Below are 23,633 nucleotides of genomic sequence, written 5' to 3'. Positions count from 1 at the left end.
CTTCTACAGGGACTATCCTGGTACTCTTTATCTTGTTGGTCATCATTACTCGTTCCTTCTTTTTATAATAAAAAGCTAGTCGGTTCAAATGAACGGGTACTTCAAAAAAGCGGCAGGCCTTTAAGGCCCCGCTTTTTTGCTGTTGTCATGTTTGACCGGTTCAGCGTTCCGCTGGTGCTTCAGCAGCTCGGTAACCGTCACACACTGGTATCCCCGTTTTTTGATCTCCGGTAAAATGACCTTCAGCGCTTCGACCGTCTGAACGCTGTTCTCAACGTGATCATGCATCAGGATAATATCGCCGCTGTGCAGATTCTTGAGCACCTTGTCGGTAATCCTCCAGATTCCCGGCTTGGCCCAGTCGCGGGTATCCTGGTGCCACGACCATAACACGGCCAGATAGCCGTGGGTTGTGGTATAGTCGATCAGCTGGCTGTTGTAGTAACCGCCCGGCGGACGGAATAAAGTTGTTCTTTTTCCGGTCAGCGCAAGCACGGAATTCTCTGTTTTGCTGATTTCCTCGGTCATGGACGGCACGTTGCTCTTCAAATTAAAATACGTATGCTTGTAGGTGTGATTGCCGATTTCATGCCCGTCTTTGTTCTCTTCAAGCAAAATTTCCGGAAATTGGTCCACACGGCGGCCCACTACAAAAAACGTCGCTTTCGCATCGTATTGCTTCAGCAGCTTGAGGATGGCAGGTGTAGTTACGGGATCGGGCCCGTCATCGAAGGTAAGCGCCACAACCTTGTCGCTTGTAGGCACTTCCCACACAATTTCACCGCGGGCTTCGTAATATTCCCGTCCTTTCAGCCCGGTGGGGGACGCAGCAGCTGATGTTTGAGTTTGAACGGCCACCAGCAAGATCCCCATAAGGACAGCAGCCCATAGCTTCATCTTCACCGTTTGGGAGTCTCCTTCCTTTGAGAAAATAACCATCTTATTATGTGAACCGGACTTCTTTTGCATACATGGCATTTCCCAAAAAAGAAGGGCTGGGGATTTAACCTGGAATTGCTGGTTGACAAGCAAGGAGTCCGCGTGATATTATCTTCAATGTCGCTGTTATCAATTAAAACTTGCTGCAAGTTGTTTGGTAACACCTTTCATCCCTGCCGGGGTGGCGGAATTGGCAGACGCACAGGACTTAAAATCCTGCGGTAGGTGACTACCGTACCGGTTCGATCCCGGTCCTCGGCATAACGCGAAAATTACGGTCAAATCAACGTTAAATGCCCGTCAAATGGCGGGAGGTCCTGTGTAGCTGTAACGGACACACGCGCAGGTACACAGGACTAACGGAGCGCCTCATCGTTAACAAAACGATTGGAGGCGTTTTTGTTTTGTCCAGATTACGGAATATTGATGTAAACGCAGGTATGCGTATGACATGGCGTGACGGAGTTTATGGAGATGCGCGATTGGATGCGGCAGAAGACGCCGAAGATTATACGGGAGTTACTGGACACGGCGTTAGGCATCGTGTAAAGAGGCGGAAATTGGCGATGAGGCGGCATTTGAGCGGGTTATAACTGGGGCCTATCGCGTCTCGTTTCCCAACCGACACGTGGGGTCGGAAGACTCTCCGAAAAACTCATGGGGTGATGCTGATTAACGGCTGCATAATGTAACGATATGGATAAATAAGAATCGCGTAATGGTGTAGTTTTAATGTCGTTTATATAAACGGTGCACAAACGTGCGGGGGCGATAGGAAACGGGGAATGGCGGAGGGGCGCAGGTTTGCGGCGTCAGTGATCCGAAAGGATTGCCAATCCTGTATAGTGGCGTAATGTATACGCTTGAATAATTGCAGACTGTCGTCACGGGTCCTCAAGGCCAACAACATGAGGCCCCTTTTCTAACCCCTATAAAACTCGCGCTGAAAAATAAACTACGGGAGTTATTTTTTGTAAAGGTACTTCCGCCAGAATTGATCTGTAAAATAATTGCGATTAGCAGCTGTATTCTGTCATATAAATACTGTAAGTGAGTCGCTATTCTGATTTTACGGAGGTCATCTTTTTGCCAAATGATAAGATTCCCGGTGAAAAGTTTAATTTGGGTAAACCGAGCCCAGCCGAACTGATTGTCAGATTTGTCGTAGGTTTTGCCATTATGCTTACGGTTATCGGGTTCATCGTAAAATTCGCAAATAACGAATCGTCTTCATCCTTGAGTACCACGCGTTATATCTCCACCTCTACGAGTGCCGCAGCGACAACTACCTCCCCAGAACCTAGTGCATCCGAGAGTGCGACTGTATACCAAGTTGGGCAAAGTGCTTCGTTTGGTGACTACGGTGTCACCGTTAACAAAGTGACCGCCACTACAAATGATGACGGAGCATTGTCGGTAAAGGTTACGATCGAAGTGGAGAACAACGGGAACGCTCCAATTAATGTAGACAGTAGTTACTTTAAATTGTTAGATGGCAGCAACCGCGAGTTTGCGCCTGATGACTCCTTGAGCTGGGACGGAGATCCAATTTTTATGTATGATAAGATCAATTTTGGTCTTAAGTTGACCAAAAGTGTAATCTTTAAAGTCCCTGCAGAGGTAACCTCTGCGGTACTCGCTATGCGTGACAATATGTTTGACTTCGGCGGAGCTGAGTACATAAACTTCGATTTAGGTACTTTTAAATAACATAAACGTCAATTTAGCGTAATCTTAGCGGATTAATCTCCGTAGGGCTGCGCTCTTTTTTTTGTTCATGTCAGAGACCAATTGATATACATTGCTAAGTTTGGAGTTGTCAAAAAAAGTGCAGTTTGAAAACACACTCATGAGAACCCCATGATTAAGCTGCCTGTGACAGCATTCTTTCGCGATAAATAGCTGGGGGCCATCCCCCTGGATTAGAGGTGTAAACCCTCTGTCTGTTGTAATAGACCATGATGTATCGGAAGATAATCGATTTCATATAGGCCATCGGGTATTGCTCGGTTTTGATCTTATATAGCTTTTCTTTCTTTAGCGTAGCAAAGAAGCTTTCCATTCTTGCGTTGTCATAGCAGCGCCCTGTGCCGCTCATGCTTTGAACGACATCTCGTTTAGCCAGACACGCTCGGAATGCGTGGCTCGTGAACTGGCTGCCTCGGTCGCTGTGATAAATCATTCCACGAGCATTTCTGGCCCTGCAGGCATTCTCAAAAGCTTGGATGCAGAGTTCCTTACGCATGTTGTCATCCATGGCCAGACCCACGATCTCCCCATTGAAACAGTCCAATACGGCGGACACATACAGCTTACCGTCTAAACAAGGCACTTCTGTGATATCCGATAGCCACTTCTGGTTGGGGGCTGAGGCGCTGAAGTCTCTCTGGATCAGGTTCTCGCTCTTTTGAGCTGCCGCATCCTCACGTGTAATGCCGTTTGGATGACGCCTCACTTTCTTCAGCAGACCGTGCTTCTTCATGATGCGATAGACGGTGCTGTAGCTGGTCACGATCTCTTTTTGCGCTAGAGCCAGCCTAATCCGCTGGGCACCGTAATTGCTGTTGTCTTCATATTCTTCGATGATTTCTTTGATTTTGACCAGAAGGCGTTCTTGCCGCTCTCGTTTGGGTGTGGGCTTCAAGCTGCGGTAATAGCCTGATTCGCTGACAGCAAGTACTTTGCACATCTCTTTGACGGTCCATCGATCCCGTCGTTCACGGATGTAACCATAGAGCTGGCATGCTTTTAGCGCTTCCGGTCTTTTGCGAAAAAACCAAGTGCGTCCTTGAGAATTTCATTCGCACGACGCAACTCGCTGTTTTCTCTTTCTAATTCGATTTCACGCGTAGTCTTATTGGCAGATGCATAAGCGCGACCACTTCCGATATGCGCTCCATCACCGTGCAGGGTTCTTCGTTTCCTCCAGTCCTGCAAGGTGTGGTAGGCTACGCCTAACTGCTCGGCCGCTTTCTTGGGCCCGATCTCATCGCTTAACCTTACCGCTTCTTCTTTGAATGCTTTGTCGTACCGATTCATTCTCGCTCATCCCCTCATTAGCTTTCATTTTATTTCATACGAGGGTGTTTTTCGACTGCATTTTTATCGTAGCACTCCAGTTCTTAAAATATCGTTGGGACACCCGGAAAGCGCAATGGATTGGGCGCCAAAGGGAAACATCCCGATAAATGAATGATGAGGTCCCCGTGTAGTTGGCGAGCGAGTGGCGTGAGGTAGCCGTTCATATAGCGTGTTTTGTGTGGATTGAGGGAATTTTTATTTTGCTTGGAATATGGCTTAAAGGGAGCACCACATATTTTTTTCTCTAAGAACCAGACTATTTAGCGGTGATGTAAATTGCGGAACTATAAATGGGCACAAGGGACATTTAAAACAGTCCTCGTTATTTTAACAGGTGTGATACTGGATTCTTTATTTGGCTTGCCTTCATGGGCTGTTCAATCTTTTGCCCCCGATTCCAATAACAAAAGGTTAGCCCCTGCCAATCAATCCAAAGAGCTTCAAGAGCGTTTGGCACGTTTAGAGCCAGCTGAGCCGATCCAAATGAACGATCTTCCTTCTAGGGTGGAGATGGAGAAGTTTTATCCTTCGGATAGGATCCATCCAGCTGAAATAATCAGGAAGGGAACATCCATCCCTTTTAAAGTCATCAAAGAAGATCCGGAGTACGTAAGACCCGTCTACGATAAAAGGTGGCACAGCACCTATTCGGGAGGCAGATGGAGTTATATCCCGCTCCGAATGTATTATGCCCTGCACAGATTGTTTCCCGCCTATGATATAGGGCTTTCGGAGCAATATACTTTTCAGGGGGATGTAGGCATCACGTTTCCCTTTTTCCAGCACGACACAAAGCTTGATTTATATATGGTAGTATTCCAAACCTCGGTTAATAAAGTTTATACCCTAGGGAACCAAGTCGTCGTAGCTGGCAAGCCAAAAAGAAACGGAGTAGAAGTTATAACTATCACCACCGCTGATCTTCACCCTTCCAATAAAAAAGAAATGCTCCTCGTACAGCTGACAACGGCCCCCGGAGATGAACTGGATGATGCTTTGATTCCCTATGTCGAACCGGATTTCTGGCTGAAGCAGAAACAAAAAAGCAGAGGGAACTAAATTTCCTCTGCTGATCTCCTTCTACCTGACTTCCTTCGCTCAAAGGAGCGCTTGAACAGCCGCGGCAAGGGCAGCGGGCTCTACCGTGGTTTCAAATCTTTGGATGGTTTCGCCGCTGCGCCCAATCAGGAATTTTGTGAAATTCCATTTGATTTCGTCTCCGGCATAAAACTCCGGATATTTTTCCAACAGAAAATCCTTCATCCACTTGCCCTCCGGTGTTTCGGTATCATAGCCTTGAAACGGGGCTTGCCGGGTCAGATGGAGAAACAAGGGATGGGCGGATGACCCGCGAACCTCTACTTTCTCAAAGATCGGAAATGTAACCCCATAGCTGTGCCGGCAGTGAGCTTCCGCTTCCGCTCCTGTCCCTGGCTCTTTCTGATTGAATTGGTTGCAGGGGAACCCGAGAATCTCCAACCCTTTGTCCCGATAGGCGTCATACAGCTCCTGAAGACCGGCAAACTGCCGGGAATAGCTGCATTTGCTGGCAGTATTGACAATGAGGAGCACTTTGCCTTCGTATTTGGACAAACCGACAGGGACTCCATCAACCGAATGGGCTACAAAATCATAGATCATCAAATCTATCCGCCTCCTTCATGGTATTTAGGATTATCATAAAGGAGAAGGTGGATATAGGTCTAATATATAAGTTCAATAGCAGTTATAGGATGAAACTCTAACACAAAAAACTTGGCAGCCTTACTAGGAATATGAGTCGGGGGTATCGTTAAGCGGGGGGTGAAGTTCCGCTGGGCCCCTTTAATTCCCGCCACCGGGAACGGCGCCCGAGCAGGAAGCCGACCAGCGAAGCCATCATCTGCTGAAACACCATGCCGAGCACAACCGGAACGGCCACGGGGGCGGGAAAATAAGCAACGGCAAGCACCGCTCCGGCGCTGATGTTCCGCATGCCCCCATTAAATACAAGCGCGACCTGGTCGGGTTCGCTCCAGCCCATAAGAGATGAAATCAGGAAGCTGAGCAGGTAACCGGCACCGGCCAAAGCAATGATCATGACGGCCAACCCGGCCAGCTTTAAGCTGAAATCGGCTAGATAAGGGGCGACGACAGAGCCGTTAATCGCGATGACCACCGCCATGGCTATTTTGGAAAAAGGATTTAGCCGCGGTCCCCAAACCGGTACCACAGCGCCTTTCGTCCACTCATTGAGCGCCATGCCGAGCAGCGAAGGGAAGACGATCATCCAGAACAGGCTGCTCATCATCGGCAGGATATCCAGATGAACGTTTGCCCCGATAAGCAGGGACAGGATGCCCGGAACAACAAAAGGAGCAAGAAGGGTGTCTATAAGAATTATGGACAAGGTCAGGGCTATGCTGCCCCGGTACAGGCTGACCCACACAAAGCTGCTGACCCCTGTCGGGATGGCGGCTGCAAGCACAAGCCCGGTGATGGTATAAGCATCGCCCGAGAAGACGAGATGCCCCGATCCCAGCGCAACAAGCGGCATAATCAAGTGCAGCACCAGCAAGCAGGCGACCAGCGGGAGCGGTTTCTTGAGCACGCTGAAGAAGTCTCTGAAGCTGAGGCTGATGCTTCCGGCAAAAGTCATAAACGCAAACAGCCACGGGGATAGGAACGTATAGGAGGAGAGCAGTCCTCCGCACAAGACGCCAGCGATAATACTGGCAGGCGTAATAAGCGGCATCATCCGGTTAAGCCGGCGATTCAAGGTTTGAAGCATAAGAAAAGTCCGTCCTTTATGGGAGTATTTTTCTATTATACAACAGGTAATGTGGAGGAAGGTCCTTTTAATACGGCTGGGACTGTGCATTGCTGATCGGGCGGTTCTCTCCTAGTGCCTCCGGCATTGACGCCCATGTCGCTTTCAAGTAAGCTAGGAATACACATGTACAAGCGGTGTTTTTGTGCATACAACGGTCCTCTTTTACGGTTTCTGCGCTATGGTGTGGAATGAGGTGAAAGGGGATTTTTTTATCACAGAGGATCAAGGGGCTGAATTTATTGGCAGGGCAGAAGTTTTACGTGGTTTGGGAAGGCAAGAAGCCGGGCGTCTACGATTCCTGGGCGGACTGCCAGAAGCAGACAAACGGTTATACAGGAGCGAAATATAAATCTTATGCAAGCCGTGCAGAGGCTGAGGCAGCCTATAAGGCGGGTTGGAAAGGCAACTGGGGCAGCGGGGCCGGCCCGTCTGCGTCGGGAGCAGCGGGCAGAAGCCGGACAACAGCAACTCCGGAGGAAATAGGGGAAATTAACTACAACAGCATCTCTGTGGATGTCGGGACTAGGGGCAATCCGGGACCGGTTGAATACAAAGGGGTGGACACGGCTACGGGAGAGGTGATTTTTGCCGTAGGCCCGATTCCGAATGGCACCAACAATATCGGTGAGTTTCTGGCGATTGTACACGCCCTGGCATTGATCAAGCAGACCGGCAGCAATAAAGTGGTCTATTCCGATTCCGTCAACGCGATTAATTGGGTCAAAAAGAAACAGGTGGCGACAACGCTTCCCCGCAACAGCTCAACCGCTGAAATCTGGGGGCTGATCGACCGGGCAGTCAGCTGGCTGAACACCAACACTTATTCGACTCCTGTCCTCAAATGGCAGACTAAACATTGGGGCGAGATCAAAGCCGATTACGGCCGGAAATAAGGGGCATTTTTTCAGACTGATTAGATCAGATGGCAAGGGAACCGAATATGAATTCATCAGGCTCCCAAGTGACGAGTTCCGACCTTTTGGGTAAAGAATCTTAGACATAATTCGGGACTGGAGAGATGTAGCATGTTCGGAAATGATTGGGATGAAGTTTTGCGGGAGGAAATGGGGCAGCCTTATTTTCAGGAATTGATGGAATGGCTGAACCATGAATATGCGGAGCATGTGGTGTTTCCGCCGCGTTCTTTTTTGTTTCAGGCGTTTGAACTGACTCCTTTTCATGAGGTGAAGGCGGTGATTGTGGGGCAGGACCCGTACCACCAACTGGGACAAGCTCACGGCTTGAGTTTCTCCGTGCTGCCTGGCGTTCGGATTCCCCCTTCCCTTCATAACATTTATAAAGAAATGTCCGCCGATCTGGATATTCCTGTTCCCCTTACCGGCACGCTTACGCCGTGGGCGGAGGAGGGCGTTCTGCTGCTTAACTCCATATTGACGGTGCGGGAGGGGATTCCCAACTCGCATCAGGGGAAGGGGTGGGAACGCTTTACGGACGCGGTGATTTCCAAGCTGAATGAAGGTCCGCAGCCCGTAGTGTTTATGCTGTGGGGCAACTATGCGCGGAAAAAAGGAGCGATCATTGACGCAAGGCGTCACGAGATCATCGCTTCGGCTCATCCTAGTCCGTTGTCCGCGCGGCACGGATTTTTTGGCAGCAGACCTTTTTCAAGATGCAATGCGTTCCTGAGCAGCCACGGCAGAACGCCGATCGATTGGCGTATTCGTGAAAGTGATTTGGAATTGTAGGAGGTATAGACCAGTGGATCTTTCAAAATGGATCGGCCGGTATGCGGCCATTACTCGTCTGAATGACGAACGGACTTATTCGGCCAGAATCGAAGCCTGGGATCATGAAAAAGAACGGGTCCTGCTTGGGCCAAAGCCGGTTTATATTCCGCTCAGTGAAATCGTGAAAATTATGCCGGCCGAACCCGGCCCTTTTCGAAGAGGGACCGCAGCCGGTCTGGCCGCCAGGCCTCATTCGGTCGGTTATATCATGAAAGAGAATGTACAGTTTGACAATGCGATTCAATTCCGTTCGCCGGTTATGATCTGGAAGGGGGACCGAATCGTCCATTACCGTACGCTGATATCGGCCCACGATGAGAAAGAGGTAACACTGCGGTCCGGCGAAAAGCTGTCCAAGCTGGAACACCGTTTTATCGTTCGGGTTATCCGCGGAAATTAGGTCTTTTTGTCTATTTTTAAAGGAGAATAGTGGAAAAAGGTAACGAAACAACTTCCAGTTGTCGATAAACATACATAGGTTTGGATACCGGACCGTAGTCCAGAAAGACAAAGGAGAGACAGAAATGACTGGAAACAGGAAAGTGATGAGGTGGTTTCTCGCCCTCGTGCTGCTGGTGTCGGCGATTCTCCCGGTAAACGTGTTCGCAGCAACCGGAGACGTCAATTCGATCCGTTTTGACAGCGACAAGGAAATTGTGCTCACCGTTGATGAGAACACCGAACAGCTTCGAATCATCGCAACGATCGAAGGAGCATCCGAGAAGGACGTCACCAACGATGTGACCTGGTCCACTTCGGATTCGAAGATTGTCAGAGTGGACGGCGGTTTGTTGACGCCGGTGGCCAAAGGTACGGCTACCATCACCGCCAAATATAAAAATGCCATTGCAACTAAAGCGGTAACGGTCAAAAATGCCTATAATGCATTGACCTTAAATACGACAGACAACACCGAATTCAAACTGGGCACCGAAGATGTCTCCATCAAAGCTTTGGCAGACGGTACGGATGTCAGCGAAGACGCGACCTGGACAAGCTCTGATACCAGTATCGTCAAGGTGGATAAAGGCGAGTTGACCCTTCTATCCAAAGGTACCGTCACGATTACGGCTGCTTATAAAGGCTTGACAACCAAAGTGAAAATCAAAGTCGTGGCGCCATTTGCGGCGCTTGAATTCTCCGATGATGATGATCTGGAGATGGTGGTTGGGTCCGGAACTTCGCAGCTCAAGGTATTAACCAAAGATTCGGACAAAGATGACGCCCCGGTGGACGTCACGGATAAAGTGGAATGGAGCACCTCGGATGCAACGATTGCCAAAGTCGAAGACGGCAAAGTAACCCCGCTGAAGCTTGGTAAAGCAACCATCACAGCCTCCTATCTGGGAAGCTCGATTCAGAAAGACGTTTATGTCCGGAATCCTTATGAAGCAATTATTCTGGAAGACTCCAGTTTCGTTAAAAACGCTGTTTTGTTCTTGAACGAAGCTAGCAAGGATGTAAAGGCTAAAGTTATTGCTTCTAACGGAAACTTTGAGTATGTAACAAACACCGCTGAATGGAAATCCTCCAACCTGCTGGTGGCAAGCGTAAGCGGAGGGCAGATCACGCCTAAATCGACCGGCACTACTACGATTACGGTTTCTTATCTGGGCGTAAGCAGAAGTTTTAACTTAACGGTTTATCCGACGATCACCAAGTTTGATATGGATACTTCGGATATTGAAATCCTGAAGGATGATTCCAAGGAATTCCCTAAAGTGACTGGAACGCTACTGGATGAATCTGAGCAGGACTTCACTAAGCTTGTGACTTGGGAATCCAGCAATGAGGATGTAGTTGCCGTAGATTCCGGCAAGTTTAAAGCCGGCGAGACCGGTTCCGCCGTTCTGACAGCAACAATTGGTTCAGCAACAGTAGGTTCGGTTAACGTAAAAGTTTCGGAGAAGGTGCTCGTGTTAATGCCGGACTCCGAGAACGTGCAGCTGATCATCGGCAAAACCGCTGATCTTCCGAATGTAACGGCCGTTCTGGAGAACGGAGATGAGCTGGACGTTACGGCCGACATGAAATGGACCCTTTCCGGCACTTCTGCCGTGATTAAGGATAAGACGATGAAGGGATTATCCAAGGGAAACGTATCCTTGACTGGTACTTATCTGAACAAAACGGTCAAAATTCCGGTCTCGGTTGAAGCGGAAGTTGTAACGATGATCATCGACCCGCCGTCGCTGGAACTGAATATCAATAAATCCAAGAGCATCAAGGTAAAAGGGTTTTATGCCGACGGTAAATACGCAACGCTGTCCACAAAAATGAACTGGGTATCCTCCGATGTTTCGGTGGTTACCGTAAGTGGATCAAGCGTTAAAGCAACCGCAGAAGGCAAAGCGACGCTGACGGGAACCTATCAAGGCAAAACCTATACGGTTAATGTAAATGTAGTACCTAAGCTAACTAAGCTGACGCCAAGCGAAAAACGGTTTGTTCTCGCTCCGGGAAGCAGCCACTCGGTTGCGCTGACCGCCCTGTATGATACAGGAGCAACAGCCTCCGTTGCCGGAAGTGCCGTTTGGACAACCAACAAACCGAATGTAGCCAAAGTAACCGCCGGCAAGATTGAAGCGGTGGCCAAAGGCACAGCAACGATCAAAGCAACATATGGCGGTAAAACCGTAAGCATTTCGGTTTCGGTCAAGTAACGCTAAACAGAAGCCCGCTCCGTAAGAAGCGGGCTTTTTCTGTCCTTTTATGCCCCTAACCGGCCCGGTTATTTGGAACAGCAGCAGGAGCAGATTATTTTTGATTAATCGGTTATTGTTGCCTAAAAGAGCTGAATGTAGTACAATTTAACAAGAACAAACGTTCTTGTTATTAGGGCGGTATACATAAGGGGATTACATCAATGAATTTACTTAAGAAGGCGGGCAGACCCAACCAAATGCCGGTGCGTTTCGAACGGAAGGGATCTCTTAGAAGGCTGGCAGCAAAAGGGTTCCTTCTGATCGTGTTGATCGCGGCTCTATCCGGATGCTCTATCGGTTCGGAGCTGCTGAATGATCATTCTGTAGAGCCCTTACAGAAAGAGGCCACTCTGCGGGTGATTTTCCTGGATGTTGGACAAGGAGCTTCACAGCTGCTTATAGCCCCTTCCGGTCAAACGCTGCTGATCGATGCAGGAAATAACGATAAAGAACAAACGATGCTGGACTATCTTCGCAAGTATGGCATTACCAGATTGGATAAGGTTATCGGTACTCACCCGGATGCGGACCATATCGGCGGCTTGGATAAAGTTATTGATGGAACGGCGATAGGCGATATTTATCTGCCCAAAGCGAGTTCCAATACCAAAACATTTGAGTCGCTGCTGAAGTCGATCCAGCGCAAAGGGCTTAAGGTTAAAACTGCCAAGGCCGGGGTACAGTTTGATATGGGCGAAGGGGTTAGAGTCAAGATGGTAGCTCCGGTTAAGAGTTATAGCGACAGCAACAATATGAGCGCCGTCGTTAAAGTGACTTATGGGAGCCATTCTTTTTTGCTGACTGGAGATGCAGAGTCACAAAGCGAAAAGGATATGATGGCTTCCGGCGCTGACCTTCGCGCTGATGTTCTTTTGGTGGGGCATCACGGCTCTAAGTCCTCCACCACGCTCGCTTTTCTGAAGGCTGTAGAGCCCCGTTACGGCATTATTCAGGTTGGGAAAGACAATAACTATGGTCATCCTACCCCAACGGTTCTACAGAGGCTCAAAAAGCAAGGTGTAGAAGTATACCGGAATGATACTCAGGGGACGATTGAAGTGGACTCGGATGGCAGGAATTTGTCGATTCGGACGGAGAGGTGAACGCAATGGAATTAGCGGTTCTGGAAGGATTTGAAGGCAGCTATGCGATCATCGAAATTGACGGTCAGACCCGGGATATTGAACGCAGGCTGGTAGAGCCCAAAGCGAAAGAAGGAGACGTGCTGAAGTGGGATGGCGCGAAGTGGATGGTAGATCCGGAAGCGACTTCAGAGCGATCGGACCGAATGAAGAAGCTGATGGACGAGCTTTGGGAGGATTAAAGCCGGGAAGCCAAGAGCTGAGCATCGGCCCAGTAAGAATATAGAAGCTGGAGAAAGGGCAGCACCCTTTGAGAAAGGGGTGCTGCCCTTTTGTGGTCTCCTAAATTACTTGATTGTAGACCTGAGTGTTATTCCCAGGAAACAATAAACTGTAGTTTGCCTGTCAATTCATAAGGACCGAATCCTACCGGTAAAATGAAGTGGTCGCCTTTACGAACCGGATAAACCAGGCTGCCGACCTTCAGCTCGCCTTCTCCGTCCAAAGCGCTGAATAAGCGATATTTATCGCTGGCTTCGAAGACGGAGGTCCCGCTGACGTCCCATTTTTGAACCGTAAAGAAATCATTGGAGACGAAGGTGGTTATTTCGGTTTCTCCCTGACGGGTTGTTTCGTGCTGAGTCGGGACATAACGCTGCGGAATAGTCGTTACATCAATAGCTTTCTCCAGATGAAGCTCGCGGGTATTGCCGGCGCTGTCCTTGCGGTCATAATCATAAACCCGGTAGGTTGTGTCGGAGCTTTGCTGCGTTTCAAGTACAACAATCCCTTTGCCTAGTGCGTGAATCGTACCGCTTGGCACATAGAAGAAGTCGCCAGCTTTAACCGGGATTTTGGTCAGAAGCTCGTCCCATTTGCCTTCTTCGATGTATTGTACGAGCTGTTCCTTGCTGGTCGCCTCGTGACCGTAAACAATTTCAGCACCGGGTTCTGCGTCTACAATGTACCAGCATTCGGTTTTGCCCAGCTCGCCGTTCTCGTGTTCGCCGGCATAAGCATCGTCCGGGTGAACTTGCACGGACAAGTCATCCGAGGCATCCAGCAGCTTGGTCAGCAGCGGGAACACCTTGGAGTTGGAATGGAATAACTCCTGATGGCTGGCCCACAAATCGCCTAGCTTTTGGCCGGCGAACGGACCATTTTTCACAGTGCTTTGTCCATTAGGGTGTGCGGATACGGCCCAGCATTCGCCGGTGTGATCGCTTGGAATTTCGTATCCAAACAACGTTTTAAGTTTTGTTCCGCCCCAGATCCGATCCTGGAAAACGGGGTTCAGAAAAATGGGTTCATTCATGGGTATAATCAATCTCCTTTTAAAAAATACGTTGCTTAAGATGATCAACTCAACTTTACAAAACTTGACGGAATTATTTTATGTAAAGTAGTATTGATTTTAGTGTAGCATGTTTTGGGAGGATAGCAAAGATGGCGAGACCAAAGAAGATCTCTATGCAGACGATCGCGGACGATTTAAAGATTTCTAAAAATGCCGTATCTCTGGCTTTATCCGGGAAAAAAGGCGTCAGCGAACAGGTACGGAATGAAGTGAAGCAGCGCGCAAAGGATTTGGGCTACAGCATGCAAGGCAAAACCCAGCGGGGCAGCTCCAATATTCTGGTGCTGGTGCCGGAGAGAGTCATGAGTTATGAGGATAACGAGCATTTTCATTTCTATCATGATATGCTTTGGGGACTCGAGGCGGCGATCCGGAAAGAAGGCTATAATGCGGTGATCGCCAAAATTGATATCGAGATGGAGCGGAAGGGCTTGCTCCCGGGGATTTTTGATATTGATCATGCCGGTGTCATTTTATTTGGCATTATGGATAAGAACTACGCGCGCAAGGTATGGGAGCTGAAAAGTCCGCTGGTGATGATCGACTCTTACTATAGGGATCTGCCATGCGCAGTAGCGGCATCTTCCAATCTCGAAGGAGCCCATGCTGCGGTCAGCTATCTGTTTGAGCTGGGACATAAACGGATCGGCTTTATGGGCCCGTCCAATTTGACAACCAGTCATGAAGACCGCTGGTTCGGTTACTGGAAAGCTATGGCGGATCAGGGCATCTATCCGAACCTGGACGATTGTCTCGTTTATTCGGACGGATATCGGTCTACGCGTGAAGAGATTTCTGCCTTTCTGGATCGGCATCAGGGCAGCATGCCCACCGCTTTCTTCTGCAGCAACGACAGAATCGCTTTAATCCTCAATGAACTTCTTAGGGAACGGAATTATTCAGTGCCGAGCGAAGTATCCATTATTGGATTTGATGACATTACATTGTCTGCTGCAGCCGCACCCTCCTTAACTACAATGCGTGTTGCCAAGAAAGCAATGACAGAAGCAGCGGTTGAGCTGCTTCTGTCAGAAGCCGGAAGCAAACGGGAACGGATCTATTACGGCGTTCTCCCCGGTCTGACGATCCGTGAATCGACCAGTACGCCTAAACAAAGCTAAACAGCGACAACGGTCGTGGCAGTATCGAGAGTGAGGTTCTTAAAGGCGATATAGGTCCCGATGATCGCTGCAATCAGGGTCAAGATAGAAGCAATTATGGCAAGACGGTCAATTCTTTCGATTTCGGTGGATGCTGACTGGTTAACGCTTCGAACACGGACTTGTTTCAAGTGTGTCCCCCTCCTTAAAACTTTCAGATTGGTGCATCAGGAATGAGAAAATAATATGTTATAAAGTACGTTCACGGGTTTGGTTTCGTTCGGGCATTTGAAGGGAAGCGGACAAATCTCAACCTTTGTGTATTAAGGATCTTTTAGCGAGGCAGTTAACATAAGGAAGCAGCTATTTAGTAAAATATAGATATATTAGTTTTTAAAGGTTAATCTGATGAAAGAATGGAGATGAAGGTCATGCAATCCATTTGTGTGTTTGCTGGCAGTCGTCCGGGAGCCGCCCCGGAATACACGGCTGCAGCTGTCAGTTTAGGAAAAGCTTTGGCTGAATCCGGCATCAAACTGATCTATGGCGGTTCGCGGAATGGCCTTATGGGCTGTACGGCAAATGAAGTTCTGGCAGGAGGGGGCCAAGTGGTTGGCGTTATGCCGACGGGGCTGTTCAAGCCTGAAATTGTGCACCGTGAGCTGAAGGAATTAATTGAAGTGGACGGGATGCATGCCAGAAAAGCCAAAATGGGCGAACTTGCCGACGGTTTTATCGCTCTTCCAGGCGGGGTCGGAACATTTGAAGAGCTGTTCGAAGTGCTGTGCTGGTCTCAAATCGGCATTTACAGCAAACCGGTCGGACTGCTCAATATAAGAGGATATTATGATCCGCTTATTTCTTTTGTGGAGCATAGTGTAACAGAAGGTTTTACTGCTCCTGCTACCTTAAGCTCTATCCATGTGGCTGAAGAACCTATCACGCTGCTGCAGAAGATGAGTACCCAAGCAGCAGGTTTATCGGGCTTGACCTGGGAATGGAAAGGTTAATAGATTAGTTCTAGTCATAGAACAACGCCTCCGGCTTTGACCTCACTTCTGGCTGGTTATGGAATCTCACCAGGAAGTTTGGTTTTCCAGAGGCGTTTTTTGTCTTGTTATTTAAGCTATTTTTTTTCTGCCTTGAGGAGCTGGTGTTTCTGTGCCTTTGTGTTTGCCGTTATGTTTGAACAGGTTCCGCAGGTAAGGCATGACCCAGTGGTCCAGACCGATTTTACCGGCATTGGCGGCAGCGACTACGATGAAGATTTCAAGAATCAGCATTTGCGCGTTGGTGCTTACCGTACCCGAGAAGAGGAACGCGGTATTCATCACAACCGCCATCAGAGCGGCGAAGGTGGTGAAGGTACCAAGGATCAGCCCGAGGCCTACCAGAAATTCACCTAGCGGGATCAGAACGTTGAAGAAGTTTACGCCCGGCAGAGCGGCGTGTTCCAGGAATGCGGCCCACCAGCCTTGAACGACAGGATTTTCGCCGGTGCTTTTGGCGATGGCCCCTTGCAGGAAACCTCCGGCGTCAAAGCCGCCTGTCAATTTCTCAAAGCCGTGTGTCATCCATTGGTATCCCAGGTAAATCCGTACTACGGTCAGCAGCCACATGGCCACTTTATTGGTTCTCAGCCAGTTGTTAAACATATCAATCTCTCCTTTGGTAGAGTCTATTTTGGTTGATTGTTATTTTCTTCACTTTCTTATCTTTTGTAAGATGATCATCTCTTATGTCTTTATTATAAGTGATAAATATCACACCTATCGAAATTAATTAAAATTTATGATTTTAGCTCTCCGTTTCCCAAGGATGAAGGAGGTTTAATTAGGTAATAGCAAAGAAGAGTGAAGCAGAAGCAGATGCAAGATGCAGATGCAGAAGGAGCGAATGATATGCCTAAGCTTGTAGCGGGTCTTTTTACGGCCAGACAAGATGTGTCCCTGTTGATTGCCGATCTGCAGGAGAAAGGAATTAAAGAAAGAGACATATCTGTTATTGCGAAAGATTACAAGGAGTTGGATCGTATTTCGGCAGATACTGGATTAAAGACACCGGACAGCGGAACGGCGGATAACAGCATTTTTGGGGTTCTGAGAGGCGTGTCTGAGGTATTGGAAGGAGCCAGAGGTGAAGCCAAGGCAGTAGGTCCGGCCGCCAAGAAGGCAGCCGGATCCGAGCTTTGGGAAACCGGGGACCATCTTGCAGTCCCGCTAATCGGAGCCGGGGTTCCGGAAGAAGATGCCCGACATTACCATGATGAGGTGGCCAAAGGGCGTTTTCTGGTGCTTGTCCAATGCGAAAGCGACCTTGCCAAATTCGTTAATGAGCAAATGAACAACCATCATAGTTTGCCGATGAACTGAACTTAGAGTTCACCCCATAAGAACAAACAACCCGGATCCTACGATCCGGGTTGTTTCGGTTACAGCAGGCTGACGGCAAGCAGCTCATAAAGCACAAGCGGAAGGATCACACGGCCGGGATTATAATAGGGGTAGGGGTAAGGGTAAAACGGAGGACGTGGATGGCCATAATACAGGGCTCTTTTGTCGGGGGACGGCCCCTGAGTTGAAGGCTGTGCAGCGACACTTAAATACAAATGTCCACCATCTAAAGCCGTAATATTTCCTTCAAAAACATGGCCGTCCATCGTCCGCACGCTGACATCATGGTTCAAATATTTCCCGCAGCACTGATGAAGCTGCTCACGGACCCCCTTCATGGAGTTCACCGTGTCGGGATGAAGCTCGTAAATCACAGATGACCGATTGAGTTGGGCTGACATCACAGATAACCTCCAGAGACTTATTCGCTAGATATTACAATCTATGCGTCTGCCCACTCTCAATGTGCATAACATATTTGGGAAACCGGAGGTTATTTTTTCTTGCGGTTTTTTGTGCCGCGAGATTTGGATTTGGAAATGCCCGCGCGTGGTCCCACCAGGCCGTGGCCAGGCTCATGGCCATATTCGGGTCCTACCTCAGTGGTGTTGTAGGTATAACATTGCTGGTACACAGGTACACAGTGATGTTTCTGAACAACTTCGATCGGCTGGATAACAGGAACCACCTGAGGATGGTAGAAGTTTTGTACGGAAACGATTGGATCCAGCACAATTGGGCTTGCAGGAGGGCAGCAAAATTTATTCATAATGAAAATTCAGCTCCTTAATCATTGGATTTGATGCAGTATATTTGCGAATTGGAGTAATGTCTTGTTCGTTTGTCCCATATGGAAGAAATTTTGTGGGGACATTTATCAGGTGCAAGAGCCTGAGTCGGCTCTCCATTGCATGTAAAACAAGAAAAAAGGAAAGGTTAGGGAGGAAGGAGGTGCAAGGATGAAGAAGGTACAAGAGATTATGACTCAAAGTCCGGTTACGGTTACTCTGCAGGATAATATTTATGAGATCGCGGTCAAGATGAAGGAACATGATACCGGATTCATACCGGTTGTGGAAAGCGAAGGAAGCGATCGTTTGATCGGAGCAGTAACGGACCGAGATCTGGTCATTCGCGGGTATGCGGAGAAACATTCCGGTTCGACGGCGGTGGAGAAGGTCATGACCAAAAATCTCCAGACGGCGACAGCTGATATGTCCGTGGACAAGGCCGCTGAATTAATGGCAAAGCAGCAGGTCCGCCGCTTGCCGGTCACGGAAGGCGACCGCCTGATCGGGGTTGTTTCCCTTGGGGACATGGCCGTTGAGCACATCTTCGCCGACAATGCCGGCGACGCGCTCAGCGACATTTCCGAGCAGCATTTGCAGTAGAGGCAAGAAATCGGATTAGGTTAAGGTGTATCCTGGTCAGGTAAGGAAAGGAAATGGAAAGGAAAGGAAAGCAGTCCCCAGGGCTGCTTTTTTTCGATTTTAGGAAACAGGAGACGAAGGCGGGGAAGTTGAATATATAGAGAGTAAGCATTATTCTGACGAGGTTAGAAATAAAGGAGCTGAATCAGTTATGCCAAATAACCGGAATCTGACCAGCAGGATACTGTTCTGGATCGGTATTGTGATATTAGCTTTTGGTTTTGTAAGCGGTTTTGTAGCAGGCAGTCTAACGGCAGGTGAGGATTCTGATTTTAAATTTACCGCCGCTTTATCGGTGTGGGCTTCTTATATGATACCGGGTTGTCTGATTATCGGATTCTCGGAAGTGATCCGGCTGCTTCAGGATGTGCGGGACGACTTACTCCGGTTTAGAAGGAAAGGAAGGCTGGCACCGCATTTGGCGGGAAACCCTTTGGAAGAGACCGGGGATGAGATTTCTTCCCCCAGGGTGGGTACCGTAGAAGAAGCGGGCGCTAAAGCGGAGCAAACGGGCCGGTTATTCCCCCGGCTGAGCAGAGAAAATCTGTTCCCGGATGTAGAAAGGGCGGCTAAATTTTATAAACTGATTAAACGCATAAATGCTTTAGAGTTTTATTTTGAGGTGGAAGACAAATTAACGGTCGAAGCAAAGCTCGGGGATGTCAAAAGGCTTTATTTTGAAGTCAAACATCTGGTGTTCAAAGCCGGACTCGAGCATCATCCGATTTGGCTGGATGTCGTTGAAGCCATCCGTTATGTCGAAGAGGAATATGCCCGGATGGAAGAGAAATACGCTTAAGAGTAGAGTAGAGAAAGAAACTAGCATGATGCTAAATAAATTGTCTTGCCAGGTGTGAGATTGATGTGATATTATAAATCTCACTGAAGGACGGTAGCTCAGCGGGAGAGCACTACCTTGACAGGGTAGGGGTCATGGGTTCGATCCCCATCCGTCCTATTTGAAGGAAACCCTTGAAGCGACAGGCTTCAAGGGTTTTTGTTGTCTTTAACCTCCTTCCCCGGACCGCGCCCTCGCAGCTTGTCCGAAAATGGAACAGTCTCGTTAGGAAGCTGCCTTTTGTTCATTCGTTTATCCAAGCCAGCTTGGGCTCCGCAGATGACCAGGTAGTCGGGACTTTCATGGACAAACCACTGGAGTCCACAGCCCCCCGAAAGGGATGACATTCTATTTCCATCCCCGGTTAGCTTAACCGTAATAACCGTATGTCAATGCCGCATTTACCGTGTATAAACCCTCTCCCTCCAGCAAACACTGAAAATACCAGAAACGGAGGGAGAGTTATGAACCTGAAGAAGATAAACTCTGGAGCCTTTGAACCGGGACGGCTTGCCTGCAGGCTGCTGCTCGGCTTGGTGCTTCTTAGTCTGCCATTAACGGGCTGCGAGCCGATGGTTCCCAATCAGGAAACGCTGCTCAGACAGACGGAATATGATTTGCAGGACGATGGGGAGAACGCTGATCTGCCCGTCATTGAAGATGTCTACCATCAGTCGGTGCATGAAGATGTCTATGGTGCGGATCAGTTAAAGCTTCCTTAAACCGGACAGACCGGTGTACAAAGTATACGTTTTTATGTATAATAATTCGACTTAAGCTGAAGCGCGTGGCGTACCTTATTACGGGTCGGCATAGTGCTGATTTTGCTTGGGAAGAACTATTTTTTAGGAGGCTTGTTGTCATCATGGCTGCTGTTATTATTCCCGTTAAGTCCGAAGACCAGCTGCAGAACTGCCTGGACATTCGACAAGAAGTTTTTGTAGAAGAACAAAAGGTACCGGTTTCCCTGGAGATCGATGAATTTGATCATATCGCCGGCGACGCCCATCATCTGCTGATTGAACAGGACGGACAATATGCGGCGACAGGCCGGATCACTTATTATAAAGATAATGCTGCCAAAATTCAGCGGGTTGCCGTTCGCAAAGCTTTCCGCTCCAAAGGCATCGGCAAAGTGCTGATGATTGGCCTTGAGGAGCTGGCCCGCGAGCTGGGCTTCGAGAAGGCGGTGCTTGACGGGCAGCTTCATGCTGTGCCTTTCTATGAGAAGCTGGGTTATGCCATCATCAGCAAGGAGCCGTTTGACGATGCTGGCATTCTGCATCACCGGATGGAGAAAAAGCTGTAACTCTCCGCATAAACTGCCAGCCCGAGGACAGAATAAGGTCATCCTTCCTATAAGGAAATTCCACATCAAGGAGAGAGGATGATGGCATTGCCTACAAGAGAGACCTTTATTGCGGTTCAGAAGAACGGAGACGGCGATCTGACGGCTTTCAAAACGTCCAGCGGCCGCGTGCTGAATTATGAAGAGGCGCTTCGAGAGGTACAGGCAGGCGCTATTGCCGGTGTGAACACCTTTAAAGGCCGGGATGGCGAGTTTTATATCCGCGGGGACGCCGACGGTGATCCGACCAACAATCTGGATGCGCTGCCGGGTTTCTAAATCTTGCGGAATTTGCAACGACTTTGACTTTGTTCCTCTCAAAAAGAAAGAGGCATTTTCGCAGAACGCGGAAATGCCTTTTATAATTGGAAATTTAAGCTTGCTTTTTACCTCGCTTCTCCTTATAATGATCTGAAATATTTCAAAAAGTCATGGAACGGGAGAGTAACCGAATTACCCATGTTTTAGCGAGCCGGGAGGGTGGAAGCCGGTACAGAGGGATTTGGCGAAGCGGACCCGGGAGACGGGCTGCCGAAAGCGCATCATGTAGGCTGCCCCGGCGCAAACCGTTATTTGTTCAAGCGGCCTGACCGGCCTGAAGGGGGTTCCCTTGTCATGCTGTCCGGTTCAGGCAACAAGAGTGGCACCGCGAGTCCCTGTCCTCGTCTCTTAACAAGAGACGGGGATTTTTGCGTTTTTAATCAAACGGAAAGGGGATTTGTTATGTTAAACACATGGGTACAGCAATTCGTGGAGTCAGGGGTAGAAAAGGTGCTTCATGCCCACGGCGAGGAAGGCCGGGAGGAACATTTCTGGAAAGTGCAGATCGAACAGCCGTCCAAGCTTGAGCACGGCGACTTCTCTACCAATATTGCGATGCAGCTGGCAAAGCTCTTGAGACGTCCGCCGATGTTGATCGCGGAGCAAATTGGCGATGAGCTGTCGACCCGAGCCGAAGGGCTGATCGCCAAAGTGGAGGTCGCGGCTCCGGGTTTTATCAATTTGTTCGTGAACTGGGGGCAATGGGCAAAGCGGGGGCAGCCGGCCAATCCGCCGTCTCCCCTGAAAATCGTCGTTGAGCACACCTCTATTAACCCCAACAAATCCGCGCATATCGGCCACCTGCGCAACTCCTGCATCGGGGACACGCTGGTCAGAATGCTTAGAAAAAGCGGGGCCGAAGTCGAGGTGCACAATTATATCGATGATCTCGGGAATCAGCTTGCGGATACAGTGGTCGGCCTGCTGCATACCCCGGCAAGCGGCGATTATAAGAGATTTGGCGACTTTTGCTGGGATGTGTATTCAGGCTTGCACAAGCAAGGGGAGGACAGCCCGGAGCTGACTGCAGAGCGCACCAAAGTGCTGCATGGCCTTGAGCAGGGAACCGGGAATCTGGCCTGGCTCGGGTTCATTACAGCCTCCCAGATTGTGCGGGAACATCTGGAGGAGATGCGGGAGTTTGGCATCGGCTATGACCTGCTGGTCTGGGAGAGCAGCATTGTTCGCGAGGGCTTCTGGGACGCCGCTTTCCAGCGTCTTCAGCAGACACCGAATTTTGTCCGGGAGACATCAGGCAAGCTGGCCGGCTGCTGGGTGCTGAAGCCTCAGGCGCAGCCAAGCGAAGCAGGAGTGAAACAGCAGGAGGAGGTTTCCGAAGCGGAAGGAGAAACCGTTCCGGATCCGGAATCCGATCATAACCAAGATAAGGTGCTTGTACGTTCTAACGGAATTTTGACCTATACAGCCAAAGATATCGCTTACCATTTATGGAAGTTCGGGCTGCTGGGCAGGCAGTTCCGGTATACGCCTTTTGCGGAGGGAGTCTGGTCAACAGCCAGACAAGGCACGGACGGCGTCTTCGGTCATGCTGACAAGGTCATCAACGTGATTGACCGCAGGCAGGAATACCCGCAGGCGATGGTCCGCCAGTCGCTGGAGCTGATGGGGTATGAAGAGCAGGCCGCCAACCTGCTTCATGTCAGCTACGGCGTCGTGTCGCTCAGCCGAAATGCCGCGTTGGAGCTGGGGATGGACGTCACGGACGGTAAATCCTCTTATGCGATGTCCGGCAGACAGGGGATCGGCATGAAAATTTCCGCCTTGCTGGACCGGATGGAGCAGGTGATCGCTGACAGCCGTCCGGATCAGGACGGACTGCCCAGCCGTGTGATAGCGGCGGCAGCTATCCGTTATTATCTGCTCCGCTTTAATTTGCAGACGGAAGTCGTGTTTGATCTGCAGCAGGCCACCGAAATTTCCGGCAACACCGGCGTGTACCTGCTGTACACTTATTCACGTTCGCTCAGCGTGCTGAATAAAGGAGCGGAGCAGAGCCGCGCAGCAAAGACAGGGGCAAGGCCGGATTCGATTCAGGGAGATGCTTGCGGACATGGACCGTCCTTTCAGCCCGCTGCTCCGATGAATTGGCCTGATTCCCTGGAGCCGGCCGAGCATGCCCTGCTACGGCAGATTGCCGCATGGCCCGATGTGCTGCAGACGGCCTGCAGTAGTCTGGCGCCTCATATGATCTGCGGGTACGGCTATGAGCTGTGTTCGCTGTTCAACAATTTTTACGGCGCATGTCCGATTATCAAAGCGGCTTCGGGAACGAAGGAATTCCGTTTGTGGCTGACCAGCTGCTTCAATAGCGTGCTGAAGGAGGTGCTGGACAGCTTGGGGCTTCCCGCACCAGAGCGGATGTAGCTGCAAATCGGCGGTTTGAATGTTCTGCAGCCTGCATACTTCTCCTGGTCTGTAAGCTTTCTAGCTCCCTATTAAAGGTAGTTTTCCCGGATGG

General features: G+C 49.5%; 27 protein-coding genes, 2 tRNA genes and 1 other annotated feature. Of the genes, 19 read left to right on the top strand and 10 right to left on the bottom strand.

Features of this window, described 5'->3' with window-relative positions; translation table 11 throughout:
* Nucleotides 1–120: 120 nt before the first annotated feature.
* Entirely contained in the window at nt 121–897 is a 777-nt protein-coding gene (locus AWM70_RS10975; RefSeq protein WP_068700579.1) for a polysaccharide deacetylase family protein, read from the bottom strand.
* A 217-nt stretch (nt 898–1,114) separates the two neighbouring features.
* Between AWM70_RS10975 and AWM70_RS10970 the strand changes: the two genes are divergently transcribed.
* Both AWM70_RS10970 and AWM70_RS10965 read left to right on the top strand, forming a co-directional pair.
* Nucleotides 1,115–1,200: transfer RNA gene (locus tag AWM70_RS10970), tRNA-Leu, on the top strand.
* Between the two features lie 825 nt (nt 1,201–2,025).
* Nucleotides 2,026–2,649: a DUF4352 domain-containing protein gene (locus AWM70_RS10965; RefSeq protein WP_068696347.1), complete on the top strand. Its 624-nt coding sequence runs from the start codon at nt 2,026–2,028 to the stop codon at nt 2,647–2,649.
* Between the two features lie 154 nt (nt 2,650–2,803).
* Here AWM70_RS10965 and AWM70_RS10960 read toward each other — a convergent pair whose 3' ends face one another.
* Both AWM70_RS10960 and AWM70_RS10955 read right to left on the bottom strand, forming a co-directional pair.
* Nucleotides 2,804–3,664: an IS3 family transposase gene (locus tag AWM70_RS10960; RefSeq protein ID WP_151208713.1), complete on the bottom strand. Its 861-nt coding sequence runs from the start codon at nt 3,662–3,664 to the stop codon at nt 2,804–2,806.
* Between the two features lie 23 nt (nt 3,665–3,687).
* Nucleotides 3,688–3,978, bottom strand: coding sequence for a transposase (locus AWM70_RS10955; RefSeq protein WP_068693238.1), 291 nt, complete (start codon nt 3,976–3,978; stop codon nt 3,688–3,690).
* Nucleotides 3,979–4,296: 318 nt separating this feature from the next.
* On the opposite strand from AWM70_RS10955, the gene AWM70_RS10950 reads away from it, so the two are divergent.
* Nucleotides 4,297–5,079: a hypothetical protein gene (locus AWM70_RS10950; protein ID WP_237167884.1), complete on the top strand. Its 783-nt coding sequence runs from the start codon at nt 4,297–4,299 to the stop codon at nt 5,077–5,079.
* 39 nt (nt 5,080–5,118) lie between these two features.
* Here AWM70_RS10950 and AWM70_RS10945 read toward each other — a convergent pair whose 3' ends face one another.
* Nucleotides 5,119–5,664 carry a glutathione peroxidase gene (locus AWM70_RS10945; protein ID WP_068696344.1) on the bottom strand — a complete coding sequence of 182 codons (546 nt, stop codon included), beginning with the start codon at nt 5,662–5,664 and terminating at the stop codon, nt 5,119–5,121.
* A gap of 148 nt (nt 5,665–5,812) precedes the next feature.
* Nucleotides 5,813–6,790 carry a bile acid:sodium symporter family protein gene (locus tag AWM70_RS10940; RefSeq protein ID WP_068696342.1) on the bottom strand — a complete coding sequence of 326 codons (978 nt, stop codon included), beginning with the start codon at nt 6,788–6,790 and terminating at the stop codon, nt 5,813–5,815.
* A gap of 281 nt (nt 6,791–7,071) precedes the next feature.
* Between AWM70_RS10940 and rnhA the strand changes: the two genes are divergently transcribed.
* The 6 genes from rnhA (at nt 7,072) to AWM70_RS10910 (ending at nt 12,609) form a co-directional block, all read left to right on the top strand.
* Complete coding sequence (gene rnhA / locus AWM70_RS10935; protein WP_068696337.1) at nt 7,072–7,725, top strand: ribonuclease H; 654 nt, start codon at nt 7,072–7,074, stop codon at nt 7,723–7,725.
* Between the two features lie 132 nt (nt 7,726–7,857).
* Nucleotides 7,858–8,538, top strand: a complete 681-nt coding sequence (gene ung, locus AWM70_RS10930; RefSeq protein WP_068696335.1) for a uracil-DNA glycosylase — start codon at nt 7,858–7,860, stop codon at nt 8,536–8,538.
* A 13-nt stretch (nt 8,539–8,551) separates the two neighbouring features.
* Nucleotides 8,552–8,980 carry a hypothetical protein gene (locus AWM70_RS10925; protein ID WP_068696333.1) on the top strand — a complete coding sequence of 143 codons (429 nt, stop codon included), beginning with the start codon at nt 8,552–8,554 and terminating at the stop codon, nt 8,978–8,980.
* A gap of 124 nt (nt 8,981–9,104) precedes the next feature.
* Nucleotides 9,105–11,243, top strand: a complete 2,139-nt coding sequence (locus AWM70_RS10920; RefSeq protein WP_068696331.1) for an Ig-like domain-containing protein — start codon at nt 9,105–9,107, stop codon at nt 11,241–11,243.
* A gap of 203 nt (nt 11,244–11,446) precedes the next feature.
* Entirely contained in the window at nt 11,447–12,388 is a 942-nt protein-coding gene (locus AWM70_RS10915) for a ComEC/Rec2 family competence protein (protein ID WP_237167883.1), read from the top strand.
* 5 nt (nt 12,389–12,393) lie between these two features.
* A complete protein-coding gene (locus tag AWM70_RS10910) occupies nt 12,394–12,609 on the top strand; it encodes a DUF3006 domain-containing protein (protein WP_068696329.1) in 216 nt (71 codons plus the stop codon).
* Between the two features lie 128 nt (nt 12,610–12,737).
* Here AWM70_RS10910 and manA read toward each other — a convergent pair whose 3' ends face one another.
* On the bottom strand, nt 12,738–13,682 hold the full coding sequence (gene manA, locus AWM70_RS10905) for a mannose-6-phosphate isomerase, class I (protein WP_068696327.1): 945 nt from the start codon (nt 13,680–13,682) through the stop codon (nt 12,738–12,740).
* A gap of 131 nt (nt 13,683–13,813) precedes the next feature.
* Here manA and AWM70_RS10900 point away from each other — a divergent pair, with 131 nt between their 5' ends.
* The gene (locus tag AWM70_RS10900; RefSeq protein WP_068696325.1) at nt 13,814–14,845 is read left to right on the top strand and encodes a LacI family DNA-binding transcriptional regulator; all 1,032 of its coding nucleotides are present in this window, start codon (nt 13,814–13,816) and stop codon (nt 14,843–14,845) included.
* Here AWM70_RS10900 and AWM70_RS23460 read toward each other — a convergent pair.
* Nucleotides 14,842–15,015: a hypothetical protein gene (locus AWM70_RS23460; RefSeq protein ID WP_169823431.1), complete on the bottom strand. Its 174-nt coding sequence runs from the start codon at nt 15,013–15,015 to the stop codon at nt 14,842–14,844. The genes AWM70_RS10900 and AWM70_RS23460 overlap by 4 nt on opposite strands.
* A gap of 240 nt (nt 15,016–15,255) precedes the next feature.
* Here AWM70_RS23460 and AWM70_RS10895 point away from each other — a divergent pair, with 240 nt between their 5' ends.
* A complete protein-coding gene (locus AWM70_RS10895) occupies nt 15,256–15,834 on the top strand; it encodes an LOG family protein (RefSeq protein ID WP_068696324.1) in 579 nt (192 codons plus the stop codon).
* 111 nt (nt 15,835–15,945) lie between these two features.
* Here AWM70_RS10895 and AWM70_RS10890 read toward each other — a convergent pair whose 3' ends face one another.
* Entirely contained in the window at nt 15,946–16,479 is a 534-nt protein-coding gene (locus AWM70_RS10890; RefSeq protein WP_068696323.1) for a DoxX family protein, read from the bottom strand.
* A gap of 246 nt (nt 16,480–16,725) precedes the next feature.
* Between AWM70_RS10890 and AWM70_RS10885 the strand changes: the two genes are divergently transcribed.
* Entirely contained in the window at nt 16,726–17,196 is a 471-nt protein-coding gene (locus AWM70_RS10885; RefSeq protein WP_169823430.1) for a general stress protein, read from the top strand.
* A gap of 59 nt (nt 17,197–17,255) precedes the next feature.
* On the opposite strand, the gene AWM70_RS10880 is transcribed toward AWM70_RS10885, so the two are convergent.
* Nucleotides 17,256–17,618 (bottom strand): hypothetical protein, encoded by a 363-nt coding sequence (locus tag AWM70_RS10880; RefSeq protein ID WP_068696321.1) that lies wholly within the window; start codon nt 17,616–17,618, stop codon nt 17,256–17,258.
* A 92-nt stretch (nt 17,619–17,710) separates the two neighbouring features.
* Nucleotides 17,711–17,986, bottom strand: a complete 276-nt coding sequence (locus AWM70_RS10875) for a hypothetical protein (protein WP_068696318.1) — start codon at nt 17,984–17,986, stop codon at nt 17,711–17,713.
* Between the two features lie 190 nt (nt 17,987–18,176).
* Between AWM70_RS10875 and AWM70_RS10870 the strand changes: the two genes are divergently transcribed.
* The 7 genes from AWM70_RS10870 (at nt 18,177) to AWM70_RS10835 (ending at nt 23,539) form a co-directional block, all read left to right on the top strand.
* On the top strand, nt 18,177–18,608 hold the full coding sequence (locus tag AWM70_RS10870; protein WP_068696317.1) for a CBS domain-containing protein: 432 nt from the start codon (nt 18,177–18,179) through the stop codon (nt 18,606–18,608).
* Between the two features lie 190 nt (nt 18,609–18,798).
* A complete protein-coding gene (locus AWM70_RS10865; RefSeq protein ID WP_068696316.1) occupies nt 18,799–19,446 on the top strand; it encodes a hypothetical protein in 648 nt (215 codons plus the stop codon).
* Between the two features lie 87 nt (nt 19,447–19,533).
* Nucleotides 19,534–19,605, top strand: a tRNA-Val gene (locus AWM70_RS10860).
* A gap of 344 nt (nt 19,606–19,949) precedes the next feature.
* On the top strand, nt 19,950–20,207 hold the full coding sequence (locus AWM70_RS10850) for a hypothetical protein (RefSeq protein ID WP_068696311.1): 258 nt from the start codon (nt 19,950–19,952) through the stop codon (nt 20,205–20,207).
* Between the two features lie 143 nt (nt 20,208–20,350).
* Nucleotides 20,351–20,794, top strand: coding sequence for a GNAT family N-acetyltransferase (locus tag AWM70_RS10845; RefSeq protein WP_068696309.1), 444 nt, complete (start codon nt 20,351–20,353; stop codon nt 20,792–20,794).
* Between the two features lie 81 nt (nt 20,795–20,875).
* The gene (locus AWM70_RS10840; RefSeq protein WP_068696307.1) at nt 20,876–21,112 is read left to right on the top strand and encodes a DUF3892 domain-containing protein; all 237 of its coding nucleotides are present in this window, start codon (nt 20,876–20,878) and stop codon (nt 21,110–21,112) included.
* 144 nt (nt 21,113–21,256) lie between these two features.
* Nucleotides 21,257–21,506, top strand: a binding site (T-box leader).
* A gap of 50 nt (nt 21,507–21,556) precedes the next feature.
* Complete coding sequence (locus AWM70_RS10835; protein ID WP_068700573.1) at nt 21,557–23,539, top strand: arginine--tRNA ligase; 1,983 nt, start codon at nt 21,557–21,559, stop codon at nt 23,537–23,539.
* Nucleotides 23,540–23,633: the final 94 nt, after the last annotated feature.

The organism is Paenibacillus yonginensis (assembly GCF_001685395.1).
GTDB lineage: Bacteria > Bacillota > Bacilli > Paenibacillales > Paenibacillaceae > Fontibacillus > Fontibacillus yonginensis.
This window is presented reverse-complemented; position numbering and strand designations above follow the sequence as displayed.